Origin of the sequence: Pseudomonas sp. OV546, assembly GCF_900116845.1 — a bacterium.
In the GTDB taxonomy this organism is placed as follows: domain Bacteria; phylum Pseudomonadota; class Gammaproteobacteria; order Pseudomonadales; family Pseudomonadaceae; genus Aquipseudomonas; species Aquipseudomonas petroselini.
This window is the reverse complement of the sequence record NZ_FPCE01000001.1, coordinates 428,861-450,759: the sequence shown is the minus strand read 5'-3', so window position 1 is coordinate 450,759 and position 21,899 is coordinate 428,861. Positions and strand designations below refer to the sequence as shown.

22 protein-coding genes and 4 pseudogenes are annotated in these 21,899 nt (G+C 49.6%); 9 read left to right on the top strand and 17 right to left on the bottom strand.

Translation table 11 applies throughout. From position 1 onward, the window contains the following. Positions 1–41: 41 nt before the first annotated feature. From BM403_RS02130 to BM403_RS02115, 4 genes are read right to left on the bottom strand one after another with little or no spacing between them, the layout of a single operon-like run. Complete coding sequence (locus BM403_RS02130) at positions 42–1,445, bottom strand: APC family permease (protein ID WP_065876905.1); 1,404 nt, start codon at positions 1,443–1,445, stop codon at positions 42–44. Positions 1,446–1,488: 43 nt separating this feature from the next. Then, complete coding sequence (locus tag BM403_RS02125; protein ID WP_056858391.1) at positions 1,489–2,781, bottom strand: NAD(P)/FAD-dependent oxidoreductase; 1,293 nt, start codon at positions 2,779–2,781, stop codon at positions 1,489–1,491. A 49-nt stretch (positions 2,782–2,830) separates the two neighbouring features. Beyond that, positions 2,831–3,250: a Rid family hydrolase gene (locus tag BM403_RS02120; RefSeq protein ID WP_056858537.1), complete on the bottom strand. Its 420-nt coding sequence runs from the start codon at positions 3,248–3,250 to the stop codon at positions 2,831–2,833. 38 nt (positions 3,251–3,288) lie between these two features. Beyond that, the gene (locus BM403_RS02115) at positions 3,289–4,431 is read right to left on the bottom strand and encodes an ornithine cyclodeaminase family protein (protein ID WP_065873529.1); all 1,143 of its coding nucleotides are present in this window, start codon (positions 4,429–4,431) and stop codon (positions 3,289–3,291) included. Between the two features lie 384 nt (positions 4,432–4,815). Here BM403_RS02115 and BM403_RS32415 point away from each other — a divergent pair. Then, a pseudogene (locus BM403_RS32415) lies at positions 4,816–4,990 on the top strand (helix-turn-helix domain-containing protein); the annotation flags it as partial. Beyond that, a pseudogene (locus tag BM403_RS32070) lies at positions 4,981–5,130 on the top strand (IS30 family transposase); the annotation flags it as partial. The pseudogenes BM403_RS32415 and BM403_RS32070, both read left to right, overlap by 10 nt. 52 nt (positions 5,131–5,182) lie before the next feature. Here the strand turns inward: BM403_RS32070 and BM403_RS02105 are convergent. Both BM403_RS02105 and BM403_RS32065 read right to left on the bottom strand, forming a co-directional pair. After that, entirely contained in the window at positions 5,183–6,133 is a 951-nt protein-coding gene (locus BM403_RS02105) for an alpha/beta fold hydrolase (protein WP_175538042.1), read from the bottom strand. Positions 6,134–6,425: 292 nt separating this feature from the next. Next, positions 6,426–6,568 (bottom strand): annotated as a pseudogene (locus BM403_RS32065) (IS5/IS1182 family transposase); the annotation flags it as partial. A 229-nt stretch (positions 6,569–6,797) separates the two neighbouring features. On the opposite strand from BM403_RS32065, the gene BM403_RS02100 reads away from it, so the two are divergent. Continuing rightward, entirely contained in the window at positions 6,798–7,631 is an 834-nt protein-coding gene (locus BM403_RS02100; RefSeq protein ID WP_056858389.1) for a helix-turn-helix domain-containing protein, read from the top strand. Between the two features lie 384 nt (positions 7,632–8,015). On the opposite strand, the gene BM403_RS02095 is transcribed toward BM403_RS02100, so the two are convergent. Further along, positions 8,016–8,978, bottom strand: coding sequence for an alpha/beta fold hydrolase (locus tag BM403_RS02095; RefSeq protein ID WP_093541409.1), 963 nt, complete (start codon positions 8,976–8,978; stop codon positions 8,016–8,018). Positions 8,979–9,147: 169 nt separating this feature from the next. Here BM403_RS02095 and BM403_RS02090 point away from each other — a divergent pair, with 169 nt between their 5' ends. Continuing rightward, positions 9,148–10,038 carry a LysR family transcriptional regulator gene (locus tag BM403_RS02090; RefSeq protein WP_093541407.1) on the top strand — a complete coding sequence of 297 codons (891 nt, stop codon included), beginning with the start codon at positions 9,148–9,150 and terminating at the stop codon, positions 10,036–10,038. 233 nt (positions 10,039–10,271) lie between these two features. Then, the gene (locus tag BM403_RS02085) at positions 10,272–10,625 is read left to right on the top strand and encodes a hypothetical protein (protein WP_056858387.1); all 354 of its coding nucleotides are present in this window, start codon (positions 10,272–10,274) and stop codon (positions 10,623–10,625) included. Positions 10,626–10,982: 357 nt separating this feature from the next. On the opposite strand, the gene BM403_RS02080 is transcribed toward BM403_RS02085, so the two are convergent. Beyond that, on the bottom strand, positions 10,983–11,255 hold the full coding sequence (locus BM403_RS02080) for a type 2 periplasmic-binding domain-containing protein (protein ID WP_236447961.1): 273 nt from the start codon (positions 11,253–11,255) through the stop codon (positions 10,983–10,985). Between the two features lie 110 nt (positions 11,256–11,365). Further along, complete coding sequence (locus BM403_RS02075; protein WP_093541405.1) at positions 11,366–11,824, bottom strand: VOC family protein; 459 nt, start codon at positions 11,822–11,824, stop codon at positions 11,366–11,368. 234 nt (positions 11,825–12,058) lie between these two features. Here BM403_RS02075 and BM403_RS02070 point away from each other — a divergent pair, with 234 nt between their 5' ends. Next, a complete protein-coding gene (locus BM403_RS02070; RefSeq protein WP_236447963.1) occupies positions 12,059–12,838 on the top strand; it encodes an AraC family transcriptional regulator in 780 nt (259 codons plus the stop codon). A gap of 467 nt (positions 12,839–13,305) precedes the next feature. Here the strand turns inward: BM403_RS02070 and BM403_RS02065 are convergent, their stop codons facing one another. Continuing rightward, positions 13,306–14,088 (bottom strand): substrate-binding periplasmic protein, encoded by a 783-nt coding sequence (locus BM403_RS02065; protein WP_056858385.1) that lies wholly within the window; start codon positions 14,086–14,088, stop codon positions 13,306–13,308. A 702-nt stretch (positions 14,089–14,790) separates the two neighbouring features. On the opposite strand from BM403_RS02065, the pseudogene BM403_RS31275 reads away from it, so the two are divergent. Then, positions 14,791–14,919: pseudogene (locus tag BM403_RS31275) on the top strand (transposase); the annotation flags it as partial. Positions 14,920–15,121: 202 nt separating this feature from the next. Then, positions 15,122–16,257 (top strand): IS3 family transposase gene (locus tag BM403_RS02050; protein ID WP_218189859.1). Its coding sequence is split into 2 segments (ribosomal slippage): positions 15,122–15,374 and positions 15,374–16,257, totalling 1,137 coding nucleotides; the frame shifts between segments, so codons are not numbered across the junction. Between the two features lie 200 nt (positions 16,258–16,457). Here the strand turns inward: BM403_RS02050 and BM403_RS02045 are convergent. From BM403_RS02045 to BM403_RS02025, 5 genes are all read right to left on the bottom strand, one after another. After that, positions 16,458–16,844, bottom strand: coding sequence for a hypothetical protein (locus tag BM403_RS02045; protein ID WP_056858383.1), 387 nt, complete (start codon positions 16,842–16,844; stop codon positions 16,458–16,460). Between the two features lie 144 nt (positions 16,845–16,988). After that, positions 16,989–17,444: a hypothetical protein gene (locus tag BM403_RS02040; protein ID WP_175538041.1), complete on the bottom strand. Its 456-nt coding sequence runs from the start codon at positions 17,442–17,444 to the stop codon at positions 16,989–16,991. 413 nt (positions 17,445–17,857) lie between these two features. After that, positions 17,858–18,064 carry a hypothetical protein gene (locus tag BM403_RS02035; RefSeq protein ID WP_032883549.1) on the bottom strand — a complete coding sequence of 69 codons (207 nt, stop codon included), beginning with the start codon at positions 18,062–18,064 and terminating at the stop codon, positions 17,858–17,860. Between the two features lie 99 nt (positions 18,065–18,163). Continuing rightward, positions 18,164–18,478: a hypothetical protein gene (locus BM403_RS02030; RefSeq protein WP_015371109.1), complete on the bottom strand. Its 315-nt coding sequence runs from the start codon at positions 18,476–18,478 to the stop codon at positions 18,164–18,166. A gap of 29 nt (positions 18,479–18,507) precedes the next feature. Further along, the gene (locus BM403_RS02025; RefSeq protein WP_015371108.1) at positions 18,508–19,110 is read right to left on the bottom strand and encodes a hypothetical protein; all 603 of its coding nucleotides are present in this window, start codon (positions 19,108–19,110) and stop codon (positions 18,508–18,510) included. 376 nt (positions 19,111–19,486) lie between these two features. On the opposite strand from BM403_RS02025, the gene BM403_RS02020 reads away from it, so the two are divergent. Continuing rightward, positions 19,487–20,509 carry a hypothetical protein gene (locus tag BM403_RS02020; RefSeq protein ID WP_093541401.1) on the top strand — a complete coding sequence of 341 codons (1,023 nt, stop codon included), beginning with the start codon at positions 19,487–19,489 and terminating at the stop codon, positions 20,507–20,509. 281 nt (positions 20,510–20,790) lie between these two features. On the opposite strand, the gene BM403_RS02015 is transcribed toward BM403_RS02020, so the two are convergent. Further along, positions 20,791–21,507, bottom strand: coding sequence for a Cthe_2314 family HEPN domain-containing protein (locus BM403_RS02015; RefSeq protein ID WP_093541399.1), 717 nt, complete (start codon positions 21,505–21,507; stop codon positions 20,791–20,793). Positions 21,508–21,578: 71 nt separating this feature from the next. Then, positions 21,579–21,830 (bottom strand): hypothetical protein, encoded by a 252-nt coding sequence (locus BM403_RS02010; RefSeq protein ID WP_058410964.1) that lies wholly within the window; start codon positions 21,828–21,830, stop codon positions 21,579–21,581. Positions 21,831–21,899: the final 69 nt, after the last annotated feature.

Genomic DNA, 21,899 nt, shown 5'->3' with positions numbered 1-21,899 from the left:
TAGGCGCTTACCAATGAACGCCTACCTTGCGCCCAGTTTTATTAGTCCATATCAGGCTCAAAAATACCCCGTTTCATATAAAATTTAACCCAGATAACGCTACAGATGGTGATGAACGAAAGCATGCCGCCAGTAATGGCATAAACAGAACTCGTCAACGCCGGCGAGGGGGAATTATTGATGGCCACATACAGTATGGCAACAATTGCAAAGATTTGCGGTAAAGGGAAGAACGGAGAGCGGTATGGACGTGGGTGATCCGGCATCCGCTTACGCAAGACAATCACATTCAGATGCGCAATCAAGTAGGCGATAAGGTAACTGGTGCTGGCCGCGATAACAAATAGGATGATCGAGTCAATATCAAGCGATAAGTAAGGAATAACTATCGAAATGCTCAGCACTACGGTGGCTACCCAAGGCACATTATAACGATTAACTTTTTTGAAAATGGGTAGCAACTGATTTTGTTCAGCCATCCCATGCATCATTCTTGGAACGGCTGCCAGTACAGTATTAACAGAACTGGAAGTCGCAGTAAGTGCAACAACGGCTGTAATCACCAAGCCGGTAGAGCTACCAAATACAGCCATGATAAAGTCAACATATGGCATTTTAGCACTAACCAAGGTTTCCGAGTCCATATAAAAGGTTATACCATAGCCAAACCCGACGAATAAGAAAAATATTACGAACAAGGAAAGATGCATGGAGCGAGGAACATTTTTATGTGGATCTTTTACCTCGCCTATCAGCGAGCAAATGTACTCTATGCCGACAAAACACCACATCGAGAGTGCAATGAATCCGATAAAACCGAAGTTAGTCACGCTAGCAAAACTCCAGTCAACCGGAGTACCCGCCAACTCTGGGTGTGGTTGTGCTGTTCCCGTGATAGCAACACATGACACCAGTGCAATTGCGCTCACCATGACTACAACAAGCAGGTTTTGTACTCGTGCAAATACGTCTGTCCCCATTAAATTAGTAATGGTAAGGCCGACCAGAATAAGTAGAGATATTGACTTAGTTGGCACGAAGCCAGGCAGCAGTTTTGACACAATAATATCAATCATAAACATCTCAACCGGCACCGCCAGCACGGATACAACAATGTAACCGGCAAAAACGGCAACAATAGCTGGGACATGACCTAGTGCTTTTTGGGTATAGGTAGCCAGTGTTCCTTTTTGAGGAAACATCAGAGAAAGCTCGGCAAAACTCATCGCATTACATTGTGAAATTGCCAACGCTGCCACCATGGCAGCCAGAAATGTCATGGCACCAAAACCAACGCCCTGTGCCGTCGATATCATTGCGCCTTGAGCAACAACCAAGCCGATACAAATTGACATCATCGTGAGTAATCCGAACTTTTTGGATAGTTGCGGATTCGCACCAGCAGCCGTGAGATTGGAACTGGATATCTTCGTAGATTCGCTCATGTGTAGTGTCCATTTATTATTTAAGGGCCAATACTCGATTACTTCAGAGGCGATCAAACCGGTATGGAGCTGGGTCAACGAGTGGGGTCATATGGGTTACGAGGTCTGCTGCCAGTTGCCCAGCAGCGGGGCCGGTACCAAAACCATGACCTGAGAAGCCAGTGGCAATCGTCAGCCCAGGAATGGACTTAATATGGTCAATGACAGGGTTTGAGTCTGGGGTTATATCAATCTGCCCCGCCCAAGCTTCGCAAATGCTTGCGTTTTCAAAAATCGGCCAGGCCTTGCGAAGGTTGCTCAAGGCTTCCTGGATAAGGCTTTCGTTGACAGACGGGTCGAGTGTTCGAACGCGCTCAAACGGTGAGGTTTGGTCTGCACGCCAGCGGCGCTTTAGGGCAAGGTCCTGGAGGAAAGGTTTGCCTAAAGAAACGCGTAAAAAGGAACCTTGCCCACGAAGCAGACTGAGGTACCGGTGGCCAATTAATAAGTGATCCAAGGTTAGATTAGCGTCCAAGGCCGCGCGCTGGGTGATGATGTAACCACCCTCTATGTGTTTTCGAAATGAAAAATCAGGGCCTCCAACGGCAATATCAGTGGGACCCTCCATTGGGGTAGTGCGAAGCACGGAGCATGTGAGAGGAAGAGTTGGGTAACTAACTCCAACATTACCTAGAAAACGGCGAGACCAGGCGCCACCGGCTAATAGCACCTGATCACAGCGAATCTCACCGTGCTCGGTAACGACACCGCTAACTTTCCCACCCGTCGTTGATAGTGTTCTAACGGCACAGTGCTGAATTAAGACTGCCCCTTTTTCGATGGCTGCCTGTGCAAGCGCAGAGGTGGCCAGATGGGGCTCTGCTTTGCCGTCTGAAGGTGTGTAGAGAGCACCCGCCCACTCACCTTTGCCTCTAGGTACACGCTCATTAATCTCGCGTGCGCTAAGCATTTGGGAGTCTAAGGATAAAGACTCCACCGACTTCAACCAGCGTTCATGTAACGCTAAGTGCTCTTGATTTGCTGCAAGAAACATAATACCGGATTGCTGATAACCCACTTCGCGGCCAATGCGCTCAGGCATACCTGCCCATAGGCGATCTGCCGCCAGAGCTAATGGCACATCAGCTGCGTGCCGATTAGTCTTGCGCACCCATCCAAGATTTCGCGAGGATTGCTCGCCTGCAATATGCCCTTTTTCCAGGAGGACAACTGGAATATTTCGCTCGGCTAAGGTCAATGCCGCTGTCACACCAATAATGCCACCTCCGATAATGACGACAGTGGTGGATTTTGGTAATTGATCAGTAGTCCTCACTGACTCGAGAGTTTTCGTCATGACAATTTCCTGAGGTGCCCGCGAGAGTATCTGAAATGCTCAACCGTCGTTACTCTAGTTCTACGTTAACTTTATTTAGATTTGACGCACCACGGTACGCTGTAACCTCCACCTCTACTTTGTATACGGTTGAGCCTAATGGTGGGCAAGTGATCGTCGTGGCCGGATTGATGCCTTTGAATTTCTGCGCGATGAATCCCATCACAGCATTTACATGCTCGGGTGATTGGACAAAGACACGAGACATCACGACGTCAGCCAGAAAAGAGCCCAGTGAAGCCAGGATCTTTTCAATAATCCGAAACACTTGCACAGCCTGCTCAACGGCATCCTCAGGAATTTCCTTAGTATCTGGATTACGCCCCGCAGTGAGAGATACATAAATCCAGTTATCTACCGCCACCGCTCGAGAGTAGCTGCCTAGCACTTCAAATTTTGAGCCGGCATTTACTTTTATAATATCTTTCATCATGAGAAACGCCTATGACATTAAATAATAAATTATATTTAACGAAGTACTGGCTCATCCCATAGATTAAGTTTTACCCCAATGCCTTTTTGAACTGCATTGCGGTAAATCACTGTCGCCCAAGCTACGTCCTCAACCGGCATACCGCCAACAGACAAAATGATGATTTCCTCATCGTTTTGGCGCGCGGGTGTTATGCCTGCACAGATGTCACCCAAGTCCTCCAGCGCATCGCGGGAAAGTTTTCCTTCCCCGACCAGATCCATAAATCGCATACCCACTAACGGGATCAGGTTATGGGCCGGCTTGGGTAGTTCTTCATACCACGCATCGTAAAGCCCCGTGTTATCAAGTACTTTGCGTACATCTGCTTGCTCCATGCCGTCGTCCAAACGGCAAAAGGCAGGCATCGCAAGGAAAGCACCCGGCTTAACCCACTCGCGCTTGACCAAGGGATACGTCGATGGATCGCCGACATCACCGGAGTTACAGTAAGTAATGATGTCAGCACCGCGGACTACGTCTTCAACTGTATCGACCACATTGACATTTCTGATTTGAGGAAATACTTCGTTAACCCACTTAACGAACCTATTTAAGTTGTTTTCTCCACGGCCTTTGATATTGATTGTGTCAATTTCTGGGCACGTCGACATAAATGCAGTGACCGATGTTTTGCCCATGACGCCCGGGCCTAACAAGCCAATAACTTTTGAATTTTTCCGCGCAAGGTGACGAGCACCTACGCCAGGAACCGCCCCAGTTCGATAAGCCGACAACAGATTGGCTGACATATAAGCCAGTGGCGCGCCGGTATCGACATCGTTTAAAATGAACGTCAAAATTGAACGTGGTAAACCTTTTTCGCGATTCGCAACGTTAGAGCCGTACCATTTCACACCACAGGCCTGGAAGTCCCCGCCAAGGTAGGCGGGCATAGCCATTAAGCGACGATCAGGTGTAGGCTTCGGCATGTTGGGAAAGGGAGAATCTGCGGGAAATGTAATTTGTGAGCCATGAGAGTCATTATTAGCACCTGCCATGCGATAATCACCTTGCTGAAGCAGAATAAACATTTGCTCCATGGTGTTCACGCACTCAGCCATGTCCATCACTCCGGCTTTGATCATGTCCTGCTCGGAGAGATAAATGAAATCGATCTTGGCATTATGTTTTGACATAGTTTTTATCCGCAATATTATTATGTTGTAATTGGCATTAATTGAAAATCTGTTCGGATTTTCTTCCAGGCTTACGTCTAAGGGATGTGGGTCACATCTCTCGCACTTTATCGACGTGTCATTCACCCACTCAAAGACGCAAATTCCATTTCCAGTTTCGTAGTGCACCTGGTCATGCCAAGCGAGTAGCTATTCATATAAGGCTGACAGCTGCCTTCGCACTAGGCGGCCATTTTGTCGCTCAAGGAAATCTAAATCTTCCCCATCACTACCCACCCCTTCAGGATCAAGAAAAATTCTTAAACGGACTTGCTTTGAATTTTCCGGCGCAGGGCGATGAAAAATGACCCTGGCGTATTTAACGTCTCAAACAATCCTAAAGTTATTATTTGCCGGGATATTGAATTTTTGCGACATCAAATCGGTCATGCCCAGGCTTCAGCCTGCGTAGGATTGCCTGCTTGATCATCCGATCCCCTTCGACCATCAGCCGGGAGTTGCGCCGCAATCGAGAGCCCGTGACGGCTACTCGGCCCGCGTGGCCCAACACACCGTCAGGAAGAACTGGATCCGATCGCACTGCAACTGACCAATGGGCCCACGTAAGCGCTTTGACTTCAGATGCCAAGCGAAGTTATGGGCAAGGTGATGCAGGACGCCATGGCGATGCGGTATGACGTTCAACCCTCAATTCAATAACCGTATTGCACTCAGCTCCCGCAACTGCCACGTATAAAGTCGATTCAAGAAATCAGTCGCGTTTCTTGCCTATAACATTACATTCAAGATAATCAAAAAAACCATGCACTGCACCTGCAACTTCTTTAAATTTTAATTCCATTAAAGGTATCCCGCCTCCCTTTATTTCTGCGCGGGACACGAAACAGGAATTACAATAAGCATCAACTACTACCTGAGCCCGAGAGTATGTTACAGGATCCTCTGTAGCTGCCAGAACCAACACCGGCGCCTTGACAAGGCCAACTCTATTTTCCATATCATATCTTGCAACTGCAAGATGCCCCTCTAAAGGAGTTACCCCAGGAGCAAGCGCATCTCGAATAAATCGATTTAACACATCAGTGTGCCCTGCTGGGTATAAATTCAAACGTTTTCGCCAAAGTTCCATGAGGTGTGAGCCATCCTCTCTCGTTTCAGCTACATCTACGTCCAGCGCCTCCATTGCTTCTCGAAACTCTGCATCAACAATATCACCAGCAGAAAGAACCACAGCGGTCACACGCTCTGGAGCGATAGCCGCCACCTCTGAAGCAACAAACATACCTGTGTGATGCCCAAGTATAGAAAACCTCTCTATATTTAACGCATTAACCAGTGCCAAAACACCTTTGGCATAGTGTTCAACCGTCTGTGGAGCAGCAAATTTTGCAGACTGCCCAAAACCGTACATATCCATAGCTATTGTACGCCAGCGAGTTGCCAACAGCGGTTGGACTTCAGCGAACTCATCCAGTGAGCGCGGTGTTTGATGCAATAAAATCATCACATCACCTGCACCCGACTCCGCGTAATGAAGTTGGCCCAGGTTCGTATCAATATAATTAAATACGCGCTGATCAGTGACGCCCTGAACAGAACAAGAACTTGAAATCGTCATATCGTTAACCGTTTTTATATTGAGACAACCATAAATCCGAGTCGGATTTCCCAAGAAAAGCTTCGTCAATTTCAAAATTTTCACGAACGTCTTCTGCATGTAGCGTAACAACTATGTTACGTCTGAAAACCAGCTGTAATGGATGCATTACTGAATAGCGCCAATGCCACTTACACGATATATATCTTGAACAAGGCGCACTGAACTGGTGCGTGAACACCCACAATGGATCCTCGACCCCAGTATGGCTTTGTTACAGAACACCCCACTTGTAGAGCCTTTGTTGGTGCTGCGATGTGCCACCATCTGCCAGATAACCTTACCGCCATCATTTTCTGGAAGCTTTTCCAAACCAGTAGGCCTGACGGCCGCCTCCGCCCTTTACGACAGTGCGGCTCGCATCAAGCCAATCAAGCCCTTCCAGGGAGGCACTTGATCGAGCCCGATCAAGAACAACTCGTTACGGATCTGTTTGCGCCTGCCGGAGTGCTCGGCATCAACGAAGGTAACCGGCCTCACAGGAAGGCTCCGCTTTCAGGATCTTGATTGCTTGCCAAGATCAGGAATTTTTAGAGCCCCCTTAGTGATCAAGCTTAGGCGCTGTAGCGATTTTTCGGCTGGAACAAACCTATAACTCTGATATTTTTAAGTATTGAATTTTCACGACATTTGCAAAATTTATTATCAACCAACATGGCACGATACCTGCTTGGACTCAGGTGATCATTTTAATAAGCAGGTGCAGGTTATGTCAGTATCTTCATTGGCTTGTCCCTATTTAAGCATGCACTCCCACCAACCATGGTTTGTGTTGCAAGCCGCTAAAGAATTTTCAGTTTCGATATCGGACAGCCCGTTAATTTCACACTTTTATAGTTTTGAAACAAAACTATCCTCGGCATTCATGCTGTCGGTTCCGGACGGCTGTATCGATATAATATTTGACTGTGATGACACCAATCCTTCTGTAAGCGTACATGGAACAATGCTGCAAGCCGGTTCTGTGGAATTTTGCAAGGGGCGCCGCTATGTTGGCGTGCGGTTTTCACCTGGCTTTGTTCCTGATTTTTTAAATCTTTCTGCGGAAGAGTTGATTGAAGGCTCTTTCGACCTTCTTGACGTTAGCGATAATGCCGAACGTGTCTTTGAGCAGGTAGTGCGTGAGAAAAGCTTTATAACGCAACTCACTTTTCTCAAGCAATTTTTCTTGACGAATACAGCTCCGCGAAAATCATTAAAGCTGACTCTTCCAGTCGTAAATATGATTTGCCAAGCCCAAGGGAATGTGTGTATTAAAAATCTGGAGTCGCTAACGGGCTATACCATTAGAACTTTACAGCGCTCATTTCACGATGATCTGGGAATGACACCAAAAATGTTCTGTCGCATCATTCGCTGCCAGTCCGCGATTTATAAAATTCATCATAATAATATTGGGTTTAGCGATTTAGCATTTGACTTGGGTTTTAGTGATCAACCTCATTTTTTAAGAGAATTCAAACGTTTGGTCAGCGTAACTCCGCTGGACTATAAAAACCGTATACTCAAGGAAAACTTTGTTAGCAGAATGCACTTCTATTAAAGCCATCTGCTTCGCGCAGTAGTTATTTCGCTCCGTTATGTATGCTGCGCTCCCGCTCTCTTTCCGGAGCCAGCCCCGCCATGATGCGACCCGACGCAAAAGTCGAAAAAATGTACCCCTACCCCAAACCGGTGGACTTTTGAAAATCCATCGACGGCCTCGCTGCGCGGGTCGAAATGTTCCGACCACTTGGGGACGCCGACTTTTTCAACAAAATCGGCCGATTGCTGCCCTTCGCGAAGGGCAGAGATCGGCCAAAGGCAGTCAGTCGGATGTTTCTACGAAGCTAGGCGCTATTGAGCCACGTAACACACAACACGCTAACGAGTGAGTAGAGAGGACCACCAACAGCGAGCGCACGCCGTTGCAGAAGTGCGACAGGGCTTATTTTTGCTGCACCACATTCCGGTCTAGGAAAAGGTGGATTTCGCCACTGATCTCGTTCAAGTGTGTTTCCAGTGCGAAGTGCCCGGTGTCGTAGAAATGTACCTCAGCTTTGGGAATATCACGCTTGAACGCGTTCGCTCCTGCTGGGAGAAAAAACGGATCGTTCTTTCCCCAGACGGCCAACATCGGCGGCTGATATTTGCGGAAATACGCCTGGAACTCGGGGTAGCGCTTCACGTTGGTGGCATAGTCTGCGAACAGGTCTAGCTGGATTTCATCGTTACCGGGCCGCGAAACGAACGCGTAATCCAAGGTGTATGTTTCAGGTGCGATACTGTCAGGGTCCGCTACGCCATGCGTGTATTGCCACTTGATTGATTCTGGTTTGAGCAGCTCGCGCAATGCGTTGCGGTTCTCGGCAGTGGGAGCGTTCCAGTAACGTTGAATCGGGTTCCAGCCCTCGCTGAGGCCTTCAACGTAAGCATTCCCGTTTTGGCTGATGATTGCGCTGATTCTATCGGGGTGTGCGACGGCCATCCGCCAGCCTACAGGCGCACCGTAGTCGAACACTTGAAGAGCGTAGCGATTCAGCGCAAGCGCTTCAGTAAATCCGTCCATGGTTTTGGCGATGTTGTCGAACGTGTATGAGTACTTCGCCCGATCAGGGCTGTCCGAGAATCCAAAACCTGGGAAGTCAGGGGCAATCACGTGGTAACGGTCCGCTAGCTTCGACATCAAGTCGCGATACATGAATGACGAGGTAGGGAATCCATGAAGCAACACGATGGTTGGCGCCGATGGGTCGCCCGCTTCCCGATAGAAGATGCGGACCCCTTTTACCTCTACAAAATGGTGTTGAACGTCGCTTGCCCTTTGGTGGCTAATGTCGGCTGCTTCCACTCCTGCGGTGGCGAGCGCTGCACTGAGGGCAGTGGCGGATAACAACGTTTTAATGCTCATGCAAACTCCTTGGACACTGAATGAAAAAGATAAGTGGTCTATCAGGCGGTGAGTTCATGGCTTGTCGAGCGTCAGGCGCACCCACTTGATAGGGCTATATTGCATGTTTCACTAACCCAACATAATCTGAGAATATTGGTAATCTCCCTACCAAATATTGGAATATCCCATGGACAGATTTGAGGCAATGAAGCTGCTCGTGGCTGCGATTGATGCTGGCAGCCTGACGGCAGCCGGACGGCTAGCCGATATCCCTCTTCCCACCATCAGCAGGAAAATTTCTGACCTGGAGACGCTGATAGGTAGCCGTTTATTGATTCGGACCACGCGTAGGCTCTCGTTGACCGATGCAGGGGTGGCTTATGTGGCTGCTGCACGCCGAATATTGGAGCAGTTGGAGGTTGCCGAACGCGAAGCTGCCGGAGAATTCATTGCCCCCAAAGGCGAACTGGTCCTGACCGCGCCAATCATGTTCGGCCGGCTGCATGTGCTGCCGATCGTCAACGCGTTTTTAGGTGAGTTTTCCGAAATCAACATCCGGCTCTTGCTTTCTGATCGCAACGCTCACCTCGTTGACGACCACGTGGACATGGCAGTGCGTATTGGAACACTCGCTGATAGCGGCATGATCGCCACTCAGGTGGGGGCCATGAGAACTGTAATTTGCGCGAGTCCTAGGCTACTGCAAGCGTATGGAAGACCTGAATGTCCCGCAGATCTGCAGAACTTGCCAACCGTGCGACTTGACGCCCCTATGCCTTTTCAACACTCAAAACATGGCGTGGCAGAATCAACGAGGCGGATTACCCCGCGCTTATCGGTGACGACCGCTGACGCAGCAGCGCAGGCCGCCATTGATGGCGTTGGAGTCGTTCAGTTATTGCACTACCAAGTCGCGGAAGCGGTCAGCAAGGGACTGCTGGAGATTGTGCTGGATAAATATGAGCCTTTGTCGGCGCCTATCAACCTGATCCACATGTCACCTGGACACATGCCCCTGAAAATGAGGCTTTTTTTGGATTTTGCTGTTCCTCGGTTTCGTCAACGCCTGGATCAGTAAATTCAGCGATGGCGTGCGTCATCATTCAGATGGCATAAGACTTATATGGGGGATGTTGGCGCGAACACGCCGACGAAGTGGGCTAGAGGCCGAAAACCTCTAAGTTGGCAGCAATCGCGGGGATTCGTCATTTTTTCACGAGATAGTTAAGAACAAAATTAAGAGACTGGACCATCAACCACGATTACGATAACGACCAAAGCCGATTTGCCCCCAAGTTCCAGGAATTGTTCATGCCATTCATTGTTACCTGCGTTGTGTCCCTGTTTTTTTGGACTGTTGTTTCAGCAATCACAGGCGCTGCGGAGCCTTGGGACCTAGCCAGTTACTGGACCATCATCTATCCCGCCGCGCTAGTGTTGTCCGTGATCCTTGGAGCCGTTCTAAAAAGCTCACAGTGGTCCGCAGGCGGCATTGTAATGCTCTCTCAGATCCCCGTGGTTTTGGCGACTTCGGGTACATCCCCGTTGCTAGCTGTTGGTATCATCATTGCGGCCTTTCTCTCAATTCCGGCGATAGCGCTGTCATGGCTCGCCGGCAAATTGCGCTCAGGTAAGAAAGGACGATGGACATCTGCGAAGAAATGAAGGCACCGTTCCAGGAGCACCCGCGACGAATACTGAATACACAATACAGATTGAGCCAGATAAAAAACGGCGGCAAGCTGGACAGTACGACGTAACCACCAACTCGCTCAAATACGACTTTGAGGTCATAACGACTAATGAGACCGCACATGGCCGAGAACTGTTGAGCGGCACCACCATGCCGCCCCATAAATGGGGCTCCAGAATGGTGTACACCTTCGTCCGGTCGTCCGGTGAACCTGTGAGGTTGCGGTGCGCGATTGCACTGATCCTGGCGCCTTGGCGAAAGGCGTCTGGCAACGTCACCTTCTCGACCCCTGCCGTTCACGTTAAATAGAAAGCATCGCCCTTAAGTCATCAGTTTTGTTGAACTCGCTGCGCTACATCGCAAAGCCACCGGCGCAAAAGTTGGGCTGCTTCACCCAGCACCACATCTTTGGCCTGCACCAAATAATAGCCCTTGCCAGTCTTTAGTACAGATTCAAAGACAGGTACGAGAAAGCCTAGTTGTACGTCTTCTTCAACCAACCTACGGCTGGTAAGCACTAAACCTTGATCGCGCCGGGCCGCGTCGATTGCCAGCTCAGACTGGTCAAATTTGAGGCTGCTGGAGAAGCTATCGGGGGACATGCCAACCGATGATAACCATTGAGACCAGTTGGCATGAGACGTCATGCGCGACGGAGAGCGCTTTAAGTAATTGCTTTAGGGAAATAAGCTTAACAGCCTTCGGTAGGAAGCTACTCATTAGCCTGCATCAGTTCCAGAGTGATATGATCTGGCCCGGTCACATATACAACTAGAGTTCCCTTGCGTGGGCCTGCGGGAATCGCTTGAGGCTTGCCTCTTGCTTTCCAGCCTGCTTGCTCAATGCGTTCGAGTACGGCGTATATGTCTTGCACTCTCAATGCCAAATGCGCTGAACCAATCGCTGATGCCGTAGGTAGAGTGATACCGTGGCGGTCACCCTGCGAATATTCCAGCAACTCTACTCGGCTGCCATCCGGGCCTTTGACTATTGCCGTTCGCACGCTCGGATCGGCGGTGCCGGTTACTTGCAAAATGAATGATCCGCCCATTTCCGACTGACGCTCAAGAGTGAACCCAAGTCCAATTGTCCAGAAGCGAATGGCTTCTTCCAATGAACTGACTGCGAAGCCAATATGATCGACGGCATGCACCATGTGGTTAGAATTCATCAAATGCTCCTTTAAAGGTTCACGGGCCAAATAGGGAGGTGAGCTTGCGCATCCAGCTGTTACGGCCAAAACACAGAAAATAAATGTGTGAGAGGTACGCATAATCAGGCCAATCCAAGAGAAGCAACATTTGCGTTTTTTAGACATTGAGTATTCGTCTGACCGGTCTTATTCTCCATTAGGCATTCAGGATATGGCTACCTCGGATATGACATTGGATAACGTAAATCAGCCATGAATCGCGCGCTTATGCCACTGTTGGCGATAGAGCAACGCGACCGGGCGATCCGCGAAACGGCGCCCCACACTCATACGACAGGCCAACTAATCGCAAGCCTTGCCGGCCTGCTTTCCGTCAGCACTGACGGCGGCTCATGGGTAGTGCCAGCGACCCATGCCATTTGGATACCTCCCCGTGTCGCACACGCGATGATGTCACATGGCGCTTTTGCAGGAGCGATGGTCTATATCGCGGAGCGAGAGTGCGGGATCCTGCATCAAATGCCATGCACATTTAGGGTCAGCAGTTTGCTGCGCGAAGCGGTAAGCCGCGCTGCATCGTGGGGACAACCACCCCGCAACGAAATGGAGTCGCGGGTTGCAGCAGTCATCTTGGATGAAATTGCTACCTCACCCGCTGAACCCATCGGTCTGACGCACCCCAATGACCCGCGCTTGAGGCGTATCACCGATGCGATACTTGCTCAGCTTGATGACAATAGATCACTTGAGGATTGGGCTGCTTGGTCAGGTATGGCACCTAGAACACTTGCCCGGCGTCTGGTCGCTGAAACCGGTTTTAGTTTTTCTGAATGGCGACAACGTGCGCGCACGTTGCGCGCTATTCAACTATTGGTCGAGGGGATGTCAGTGACGACAACGGCGATTGAGCTTGGCTACGAAAATATTAGTGCTTTCATTGCCATGTTCCGTCGGATAATGGGTGTTACGCCAGGACAATATGTGCGTGCGCAGACACTGATTAGCAAAGAGGCAATTTCTAGATCAAGTTGATGGGTGTAAGAACCGCTGTACCATCCAACCCGATCCTGCACGCTACAGGCTAGACCTTCAACCATGTGCCGGAACAGATGAAGAAAGAAATGCCAGCCACTTCAGGAGTCGCCAGAGCATCAGTTTTCTTTTAACTGGTGGGGCACTCACGCTGCACTCAGCTAGCGCTTGTAACTTCAACCGTGCTAGTTGCTTATTCCCCCCAATACCACCACAAGCACTCTACGAGCTGTTCGTTAGTGCATTGGCTCAGGCATAACGTTAGTGTACGCGAAGTCCATGCTTCGCCTAATTGTGCGGCGCCAAGTGCTAAGGTGCTTTTGTAGAGAGCGCTGCGCGCACCACGCGATAGCCTTGCGTACCCCGCAATGATGTCTATTGGGAAAAGAGAACAGATTTATTTCTCTGTTCTAAACGTCCGCTTCTGGCCGATGTGGGACCTTCGTGAGAGGCAGCAGTCGATGCGTTCAATGTGAAGGACCTTGGAGCCATTTTTTGACGATAGCGTGATATGTGCCATCTTGCTTGATCCGATCCAATTCTGCCCTAAACCGTTCTACGGTTGCGTCTGGCGTAGCTGGACTGAAGGCCATGTACAGTCCTTCTTCACTTGATAGCTCGGGTAACGGCAGTGAACGCACCATCGTCATTTCAGGATCATCCCCATTCTTGCGCATAAGGTGAATGGCGTTGAGCTCATTGGAGATCCACAGCTCAACGTGATCGACCTTAAGCTTGCGGTAAGTGTTCTCGTACATGCTGCTAGACAGTAACTCTTTGCCCACCTGGAACCCGTGGGCCATCATGTACTGCTCACCAACGTCCTGTTTGACAGTCGCGATGTGATACTGACGTGCATCGTCGAGTGAATTCAGCCAAATAGGTCTTTCGGACAGACTGAACAGAAACCACCTCGTCGGTGCGATGGCTCCGACCCATTTGAAGAGATGTTCCCGCTCTTGGGTTCTTGCCATCGAATAGATCAGGACGTTGTCGGAATGTTGCGCTAAATCATAGGCGCGAGCCCAAGGCAGAATATCAATCTTGGAGTTGAGCCCGAGACCGGCCATAACTGCTTGCACGATTTCCGTACTCAGGCCTGTGACCACTCCGTTTTCTGCCATGTTGTATGGCGGCAATTCCTCAGTGACAACCCGAATCGGCGCTGTAGCCGGATCTGAGGCGACGGAGATGCCTGAGGCAGCGAGTAAGAGGAAAGCGCACAACTGCCTTAAAAGCGGGGAGAACATTTTGCACCTGTGTAAGCACCGAATCCTGTGGGTAAGTCGGACTTCATGAACCTTAGGTATTGTCTGTCTTATAGGCATTAAGACTCGTTCTCACCTTAGGAGTTCATCCACATGAAACCTGAGTGTTGGCTTGCACTTCCTTTGAAGGCTGTCGCTGTATGTACGCAAGGGGAGTAACAAAAACGTATATGCTTGTTTTCATGTGTGCTGCTACCCCATCGCGAGAGAGCGTTGTTACGAGCACCCCATCCCTTGTTGAAAATATCACAAGTCGCGCGGGTTGAGCACCTACGCGCAAGATTATGCACCGTTACTCGCGGGATGAGCTAGAGGAGTGAGCTAAGTAAGCACGCCAATAACCGCACTCACCAGCGCTGCCGCCATGTTGTCTTTGTTGACTATGGCGTCGGGATGGTCTCGCTGAATGATACTGATAGGCACGCTGGCTACAACTGCATCCTGTGGTTCCTGAACCAAGCACTTACCACCAGCTGCTGCCACTGTGTTGGTGTCCCTGGACGCCGCCGCAGTCTCCGCCTGAAAGAACAACGCAAATAACGCGTGGCCCAAATACCTCCGCCGCCGTAGTGGTCGCGGTAGGGACGGCAGTTACCTGCCGCCCCCCGCTCAGATCCGTACGTGCGGAACTACCGCATACGGCTCCTGCCTTGGGTACGTGACGCGAAGCGATCCTCAGGGTAAGGATGTGCACTCTTAGCGATCCCGCGCTCAACACTGGCCCAATGGGTCGGACAGACCGGTGTACAGCTTCAGGCACTGGTTGATGCTTTGCGAGAAGCGGTTCTAGCGCAACGAGTGCATCACACGGATAGAAAAAAGGAAGATGCCATGGACGCAGTAATCCGGCTTGCCAAACTTGCCGATATCGATGCGATTTTAAGATTCGAACCAGTGTTCGGGAAAATCACTTATTGAATCGCCCCTGATTTTCTAGACGCCTTTGACTGGCTTCTGGACTGCCCCCGGCATCGTAGACATCTCCAGCCTATGCTTTGAGCATAGGAGAAAGTTTATGAGCACCCAACGATTCACGCCGGAATTCAAGGCAGAAGCCGTGAGGCAAGTTATTGAACGCGGATACTCCGTTGCGGAAACAGCCGAGCGCCTCGGCGTTTCGACCCACAGCCTCTACAAATGGGTCAAAGCCGTGACGCCTGACAAAACCGAGAAACAGGCCAGCGAGTTGCTCGAAGCCAAAAGCGAGATTTTGCGGCTGCGAGCCCAAATGCGACGCTTGGAAGAAGAGCGCGACATATTAAAAAAAGCAGCGCGGTACTTCGCCAGGGAACCCGAGTGAAATACCGCTTTATGAACGAGCATCGGCATCAATACGCGGTCACTACGCTGTGCCGGGTTTTGCAAGTTGCTCGTGCCGGGTTCTATCAATGGCTACACAAGCCTGTTTCTGACCGCGAAAAAGAGAATGGTCGGCTGTTAGGGCTGATCCGCGACTCCTATGCGGCCAGTCGAGGTGTGTATGGCGCACGGCGGGTGTTTGCTGACTTGCGCGAGGCTGGAGAAAGTTGCGGCAAGCACCGTGTCGCGGCACTGATGCGCACCAATAAAATCAAGGCGCTCAGAGGATATAAAGCCCCGCGCGCAATCAAAGGCAGACCATCGATCATTGCCCCCAATCGACTTAACCGGGCCTTCACTGTCGATGCCCCTAATAAGGCTTGGGTGACCGATATCACTTACATCCGAACGTGGCAGGGATGGCTATATCTGGCTGTCGTACTGGATCTCTACGCTCGCAAGGTGGTCGGCTGGTCAATGAAGCCAACGCTAGGCAAGGAGCTGGCGCTGGACGCGCTGCTCATGGCGGTATGGCGCCGTAAACCCAAAACCAGAGTCATCGTGCATTCGGACCAGGGTAGCCAATATGGTAGCGATGACTGGAAACGTTTTTGTCTGGCCAACCACCTCGAGCCGAGTATGAGCCGCCGAGGAAACTGCTGGGACAATGCCGTGGCTGAGTCTTTTTTCAGTAGCCTGAAAAAAGAACGCATCCGCAAGAGGATCTACAAAACCCGGGACATGGCCCGTGCCGACGTATTCGATTACATTGAGGCGTTTTACAACCGAACGCGTCGTCACAGTCACCTGGGCGGCGTCAGTCCTGAGGCCTTTGAAAGTGCCTCACTTTGAGGCTGGAAAATGTCTACGGGAGCGGGGGTAGTCCACTCCTTTTGGCCGATTTCTGCCTGTCGCGACCGGCTGAAACCGACCCAAAGCTGACGGTGGCGACAGTCAGAGATCGGCCAAAAGCAGCTCCTCAATTCAGGGGGGTTTTCGTCCGAAAAAACACCATTCGGAAATGTCTGAAAGAGGACGCGCAGGCACCTACCTCAAGGACGATGCAGCCCTGTCGCATCCCGCCAGTACAAGGTTTTTTCGAACTGAAAGCTAATAAGAAAGAAAGCCGAACACGACTGAGATATGGACCGAGCGATTTTATCCAGATCTTCCATAGCCGACTCCCCCTCTGGTTCGGGCCCTTTAATTCTGATGGTGCAACGCACAGCGACAGGGAAGTCGATACCCATTGTATTCTCAGCATAAATCGTAGGGGCATCGAGTACGTCATTGGTACTCAATTTAAGTCCCGAGGTAAATTCAGCGTATAGCCCATTTCCTGCGACCTCTATTTCCCAAGCACCGGCATTCGCAACTGCCTTGCTCAGCGTCGAAATTGTGAGCGTACTATCAGCTTCCAAGCACAGATCAAGACTCATGAATCCTCCCTTTTCCTTGGCTGCACACTTGCACCAAAATTTTTGAGTGCGATCTTCGCGACAGTGTATTTGGCTAGGGGTTTGAACGACCTCCGCCGTTCACTATGGGGGGGAGTCGACCCAAAGCCGACATAACTCCGTGCATTATCGTTTTTCCACAACAACCACATAATCGGAGAAGTCGACATCACCCACCCCGTCGCTACATTCCAACGTCATCGTGCCATCGGTCCCGTGGACGTGAATTCCAGCATTGCCAACCCATGCATTCATGCCAAAAGCGCTCTTCCAGACGTTCCAGATTTTTAGAACGTTTCCACCTTTAGAAAACACTTCTATCTCCAAAGCATCGGGACTGATATCAGACCACAAAACTATTTCGGGACAGCCGTTGCCAGAGCCTTCGACGACGATTTGCCCGCCCATCATCTTTAATGCCAATCCTTGCACTCGACCGTTCGTAGCGCCCAATCGACGAACTGAAAAGACGGTTCTGGGCTCTGTGATCTTGATCTCCATGATCGCAACGATAGTTTTTCCATTGAAACTTATGGGCTTCCCTTTGGTGCGCATAAATGTAGAGGAGAGTGTTTCTTCCATTTTTTGATCCCCGGAATCTCTCAGGTGCCTTGCCTCAGTTTGGCCTAGCGAGGTTAGCATCCCTATACCTTAAGGGATTATGAATGGCTGCTTCTGGCCGAGGCTGTGGAAAAACGTTTTTGAGCGCGACAGGTACTCAAAACCGAACCGAAAATCGCGCTTCTACGCAAAATCCACATCTGCTGACGTACCGATAAATTTCAGATTTGACGTAGACGCGGACACTTAAATTTTGGTGAAGCGTTTTTACACACTCTGGGCCATTAGCCGCCATTTACTAAAAGCCGCTTTCGACTCAAAGCTGGCAATGGCGATACCCCAGACTGATTCCGGCCCGATACGATAGAAGCATTTACAACACTTGGTCGTGCCCAGCCCCATTGTTCGGGAACCTTCTGGCCACTTAATAAGAACTAATGCTGATCGTCTGGAGGGACGGTAACGGGATGAAGAAAAGAGTTCCAGGCCTTGTATGCTTCATGATGCTTTTTGACTTCCTCATCCCAATCAGGCCCTGAAACTCTCTTCGAGACCACCATCATCATCATTTTGGTATTGGCGGCATCAAGCTCAACTAGTAGCTCGTGGCATCTAAATCTAAAATCATCTATGTCTTCCATATACTCACCTTGCGACAGGTCTAGCCGGATATACCGGGTCATGCCCATTTTCGTAATGACAAGTCCCCAAAGACAAAGGTTCATTGAGCAGCCGAGTTTCTATTCGGCATGTTTTGAACAGACTGCATCGCACAGCAGCTCCAACAACTCATTCGCCAGGACCGCCGCTTCTTGTCGATAGTCGGCGTTCCAGCGGCACGACCAGTTATCAGGCTTTCCCTCATCCTCCCATTGCGCCAATGCAAGCCCGTTGAGTATTTCCAGCTCGAACCAAACACGCTGCCAAGCGACAGCGTCCTGGACTGACGCCGTGTCTTGCCATAGGAATTCTGTTTGCACGACAAATGCCGACCATGCAAACAGATCCTCTGAGGCTCGCTCACCGATCATTCGGAAGTATTTTGCGCTAGCCAATCAACGATTCCTTGTAGTCGTTTACCTGTTTAGTAAACGTCTATCCCCGGATAGAGATCCGCGGGTGGACGATAATTGGGGTTCTCAAAGCGGCTGTTCTCGTAATGGGTTTTGGCCGTCGGTCCATCGCCGTTATAGGTCACCTGCGGGTTTGGCGTGAGATGCCAACCGCTTCCTTCCTTGTCGCGCTCGATCAGTGATGCGTATAACCTACAGTTGCCTGATGAGCCGGATGTCAGCCTGAACTGGTAATAGCGTCCGGCTTGGGGCGTGAACTTAGTCGAGACATAGCAGGAACGAGTGCGTGTCCCCTCCCAGAATAGATCCACTTGCGTTTCGATACCGGGTCGGATCTGCGTTTCGTAATAGTCCCATGTAAGGTCTTGCCCTGCCTTTGGCATGCCCACGTCCTGTGTGTGGGTGAACGGCAGGGGGCCGGTGCGAACGGCGCCGCCCGAACGTTTGCCGTTTTCGTATTGGTAAATTTCGGCGTGCTGCGTGTAGTCGACGATACGTACCCAGGCAGGGTTGGGCTCGTTTTCGGGCGCGGTAAAGTAGTTGGTATGGGGCAAAAACTGGCAGCCTGCGAACAACGGCAATGCAAGCAGGCAGAGCAGAGGGCGTATCGACATGAAGCCTTTCCTTTTGCGGAGTCAGGGTTACAGACAGCAAAAGAGGAGGCGCATTGCGTAAAGGCTGAAAATTTTGTGGCTGAATCGTCGCGGCGATATCGGTTTCAACCGGTCGCGACAGGCAGAAATCGGCCAAAAGCGGACGCTTACGTAGGGGGCAATCAACCCAGACTCAACCATAGACACACTACCAACGACTTCGTAACATCCGTGCAGATCTTTTCGCTTTTTGTCCGCTGCCCGCGTCGCGTTTCTAACGCTGGACTCAACTGGCTCAAGGGGGCTACGCATGGACGTGGAATTTTATACGCCACATGTGTTGCCATACCTATAGTAATTTGGCAGTCCCCACTAGCTTTTCTGGAACTAACGAATTATGGGAAGAGACGTTACCCTGTACCCCAAGAAGGCATCTCGAAAAGAGCTTGGTGAATACCTAGAAAACCTTGGCTTTGTGAGGTGCGGCCACTTTTGGGATTGGCCCAAGGGAACACTGAATTATTCATGGTTCGATAGCCAAGATTTTAAGTCTATCGATGGTGTTTCGGCTGACATCTATCCTATATCAACAGAAGAGGAAAAAATCACTGAAAACGGCTGGGCATTACATGTGCGAAACCTATACAGTGCAAGCTGGCACGATGTCGCAATGCTAAACGAAGTTCTCAGAGGCGCGAGAAAAAGGTTTGGCGGAACAATAAAGGGCGACTACGGCACCAATAAATATGCGCCATTATGGGAGGATAAAAGCACTCCAATAAGCAGAGGAATATCCGGAATATATCAACATATCACCCAGCAAATATCATCAGTGAAATATGCGCTCCCTCCCCCATCGATAACCCCCCTCAAAAAAACCGGCAATAAAATTGACGAATTCAATGAGCTCGCAAACAGCATGGATCCTAGCCGGATAATTTATAACGGGTTAGTACCATTCGCAGTTGCAATGTTTGAATACTTCTTCTCGCAAGCATTTCAAATCTTAATTGCTTACGACAAACACGCCTTAGAAAAAAGAGAAACGCACAAGGCAAAAATTGATTTCACTACAGCACTAAACGTACATAGAAACAAACAAAGCATTGAAAGCATAATAGCGGAAAGCTACACATTTCAAAATCTTGAGCAGCTAAACAAAGCATACAAAGACTGGCTAAACATTGACGTAAGAAATATCTTATTCAAGAAGAAACGTATCGGACAATCAATAATATTTCTCGAGAATAGAATCTCAGAAATAATCCAGTATCGCCACGGCATTGTCCACCACTTTGCAATAGACAGGAGTCTAACCAAAGAGGCGTACACCCATATCCTTGATGCAATCTCATTAGCCATCGAAGAATTCATCTCTTACATGGAAAACAAGTACAATATAAAAATTGAGAAAACGTGACGCGATATATTAAATTGATCACTGGTCGTTTGTTAGCTTAATCGTTAGTGTCCGCTTTGGGTCGCCCTCTGCCTGTCACGACGGACGGGAGTCGGCCAAAAGTAGTCACTTTGTTTCTCATCGAAAGGATAGCAATTCAGACAGCGGCAGGGCTGAAAAAACTGTACGCTGTTAGTTCAGAGGATATTGCGAAATACTCATTCAAGGGTCGGTGGTGTGCGGTGTTATTTCCCGCTAAATTTTAGCTCTTAGACTCTAATTTGTATTGGGTATCGCAATATTTATTTCCTACGAAACTTTTTCTTGTAATGAATATAAACCGGCAGCATGACGTCATAAAGCTCATGAAGCCGTGTTTCTATTCCGTCCAGGTAACTGGTTAGTTCTTCCTGCTTAGAGCTAAGGTAGTTCTTGATCACCGCACGCAGCACATCTTCATTTACAACCCCCTTCCTACCTACTGTCTTAGCCAAGTGGTCTGCGCTGATGATTAAGGATAACTGATCGAACTGCTCCGCAGTGAAGCGATCATGGTGAATCACCCTATTTCTTATAGTTTTGAACTCGCTACACGCCTTACTAAATGCCTTGAGAGGTTTATCCAAACCATATCGTACAACATTTTCGTTCGTGACAATCAGCGGATGATGGATGTACTGATTGTCAATCCCCAGATCTAGAATATTATTGGTGAGAATTAGCGCCCGATCATATATTGATTGAACTCTAATGATGCCATTCTCTACCATCATCTCTATTAAAGCGCTTCTAGACCGATCTTCCGTAGAAATAGAGTCAAGGTACTTGGTATTCAATAGCTCCAGCGACAACCGAGCTTTGTCCATTGAGCCGCTTAATTGGCTTAGAGCTTTTCCGCAACGGACGATGTAAAACTCGAGATCATTGGCAGTATGAACCTCTACACCATTACCTTTTGCTTCTGCTTTAAAAACTGGACTTTCCTCGTCGAGAAGAATTTCCTTTTCGATTGGATGCATCTTTGACTCCTTGATGAATAACGCGCCGGGGGTGACAGCTACAATTTTTCCTATTTTTCAGCGCAAACTGGCTACGCACTAACGGCATCATTGAGCATTTGCACCAAAGCCTCTTTTGCTGCGTCTCGCTGCTCCCTAAAATGCTTACGATACGCGTCAGGCCTCGAACCTTTTTTAGCGTCAGTAGGCCAATTTTCGGTTTGAAGCGCATACACCGCCTCTCGGTAAGCATTCAGGTGTCTTAATTCACTGATCGACAGAGTAATGGTCAGAGGGGCGTTCAGAAGTGGTGGAGCGACTTGGTTGTTTAATTCTTTGCTCATGACTAGGTCCTTCATTCCTTTGATTGACGGTGGTTTAGGCGCTGCATCTACCAGCACAGCTCGCGCAAC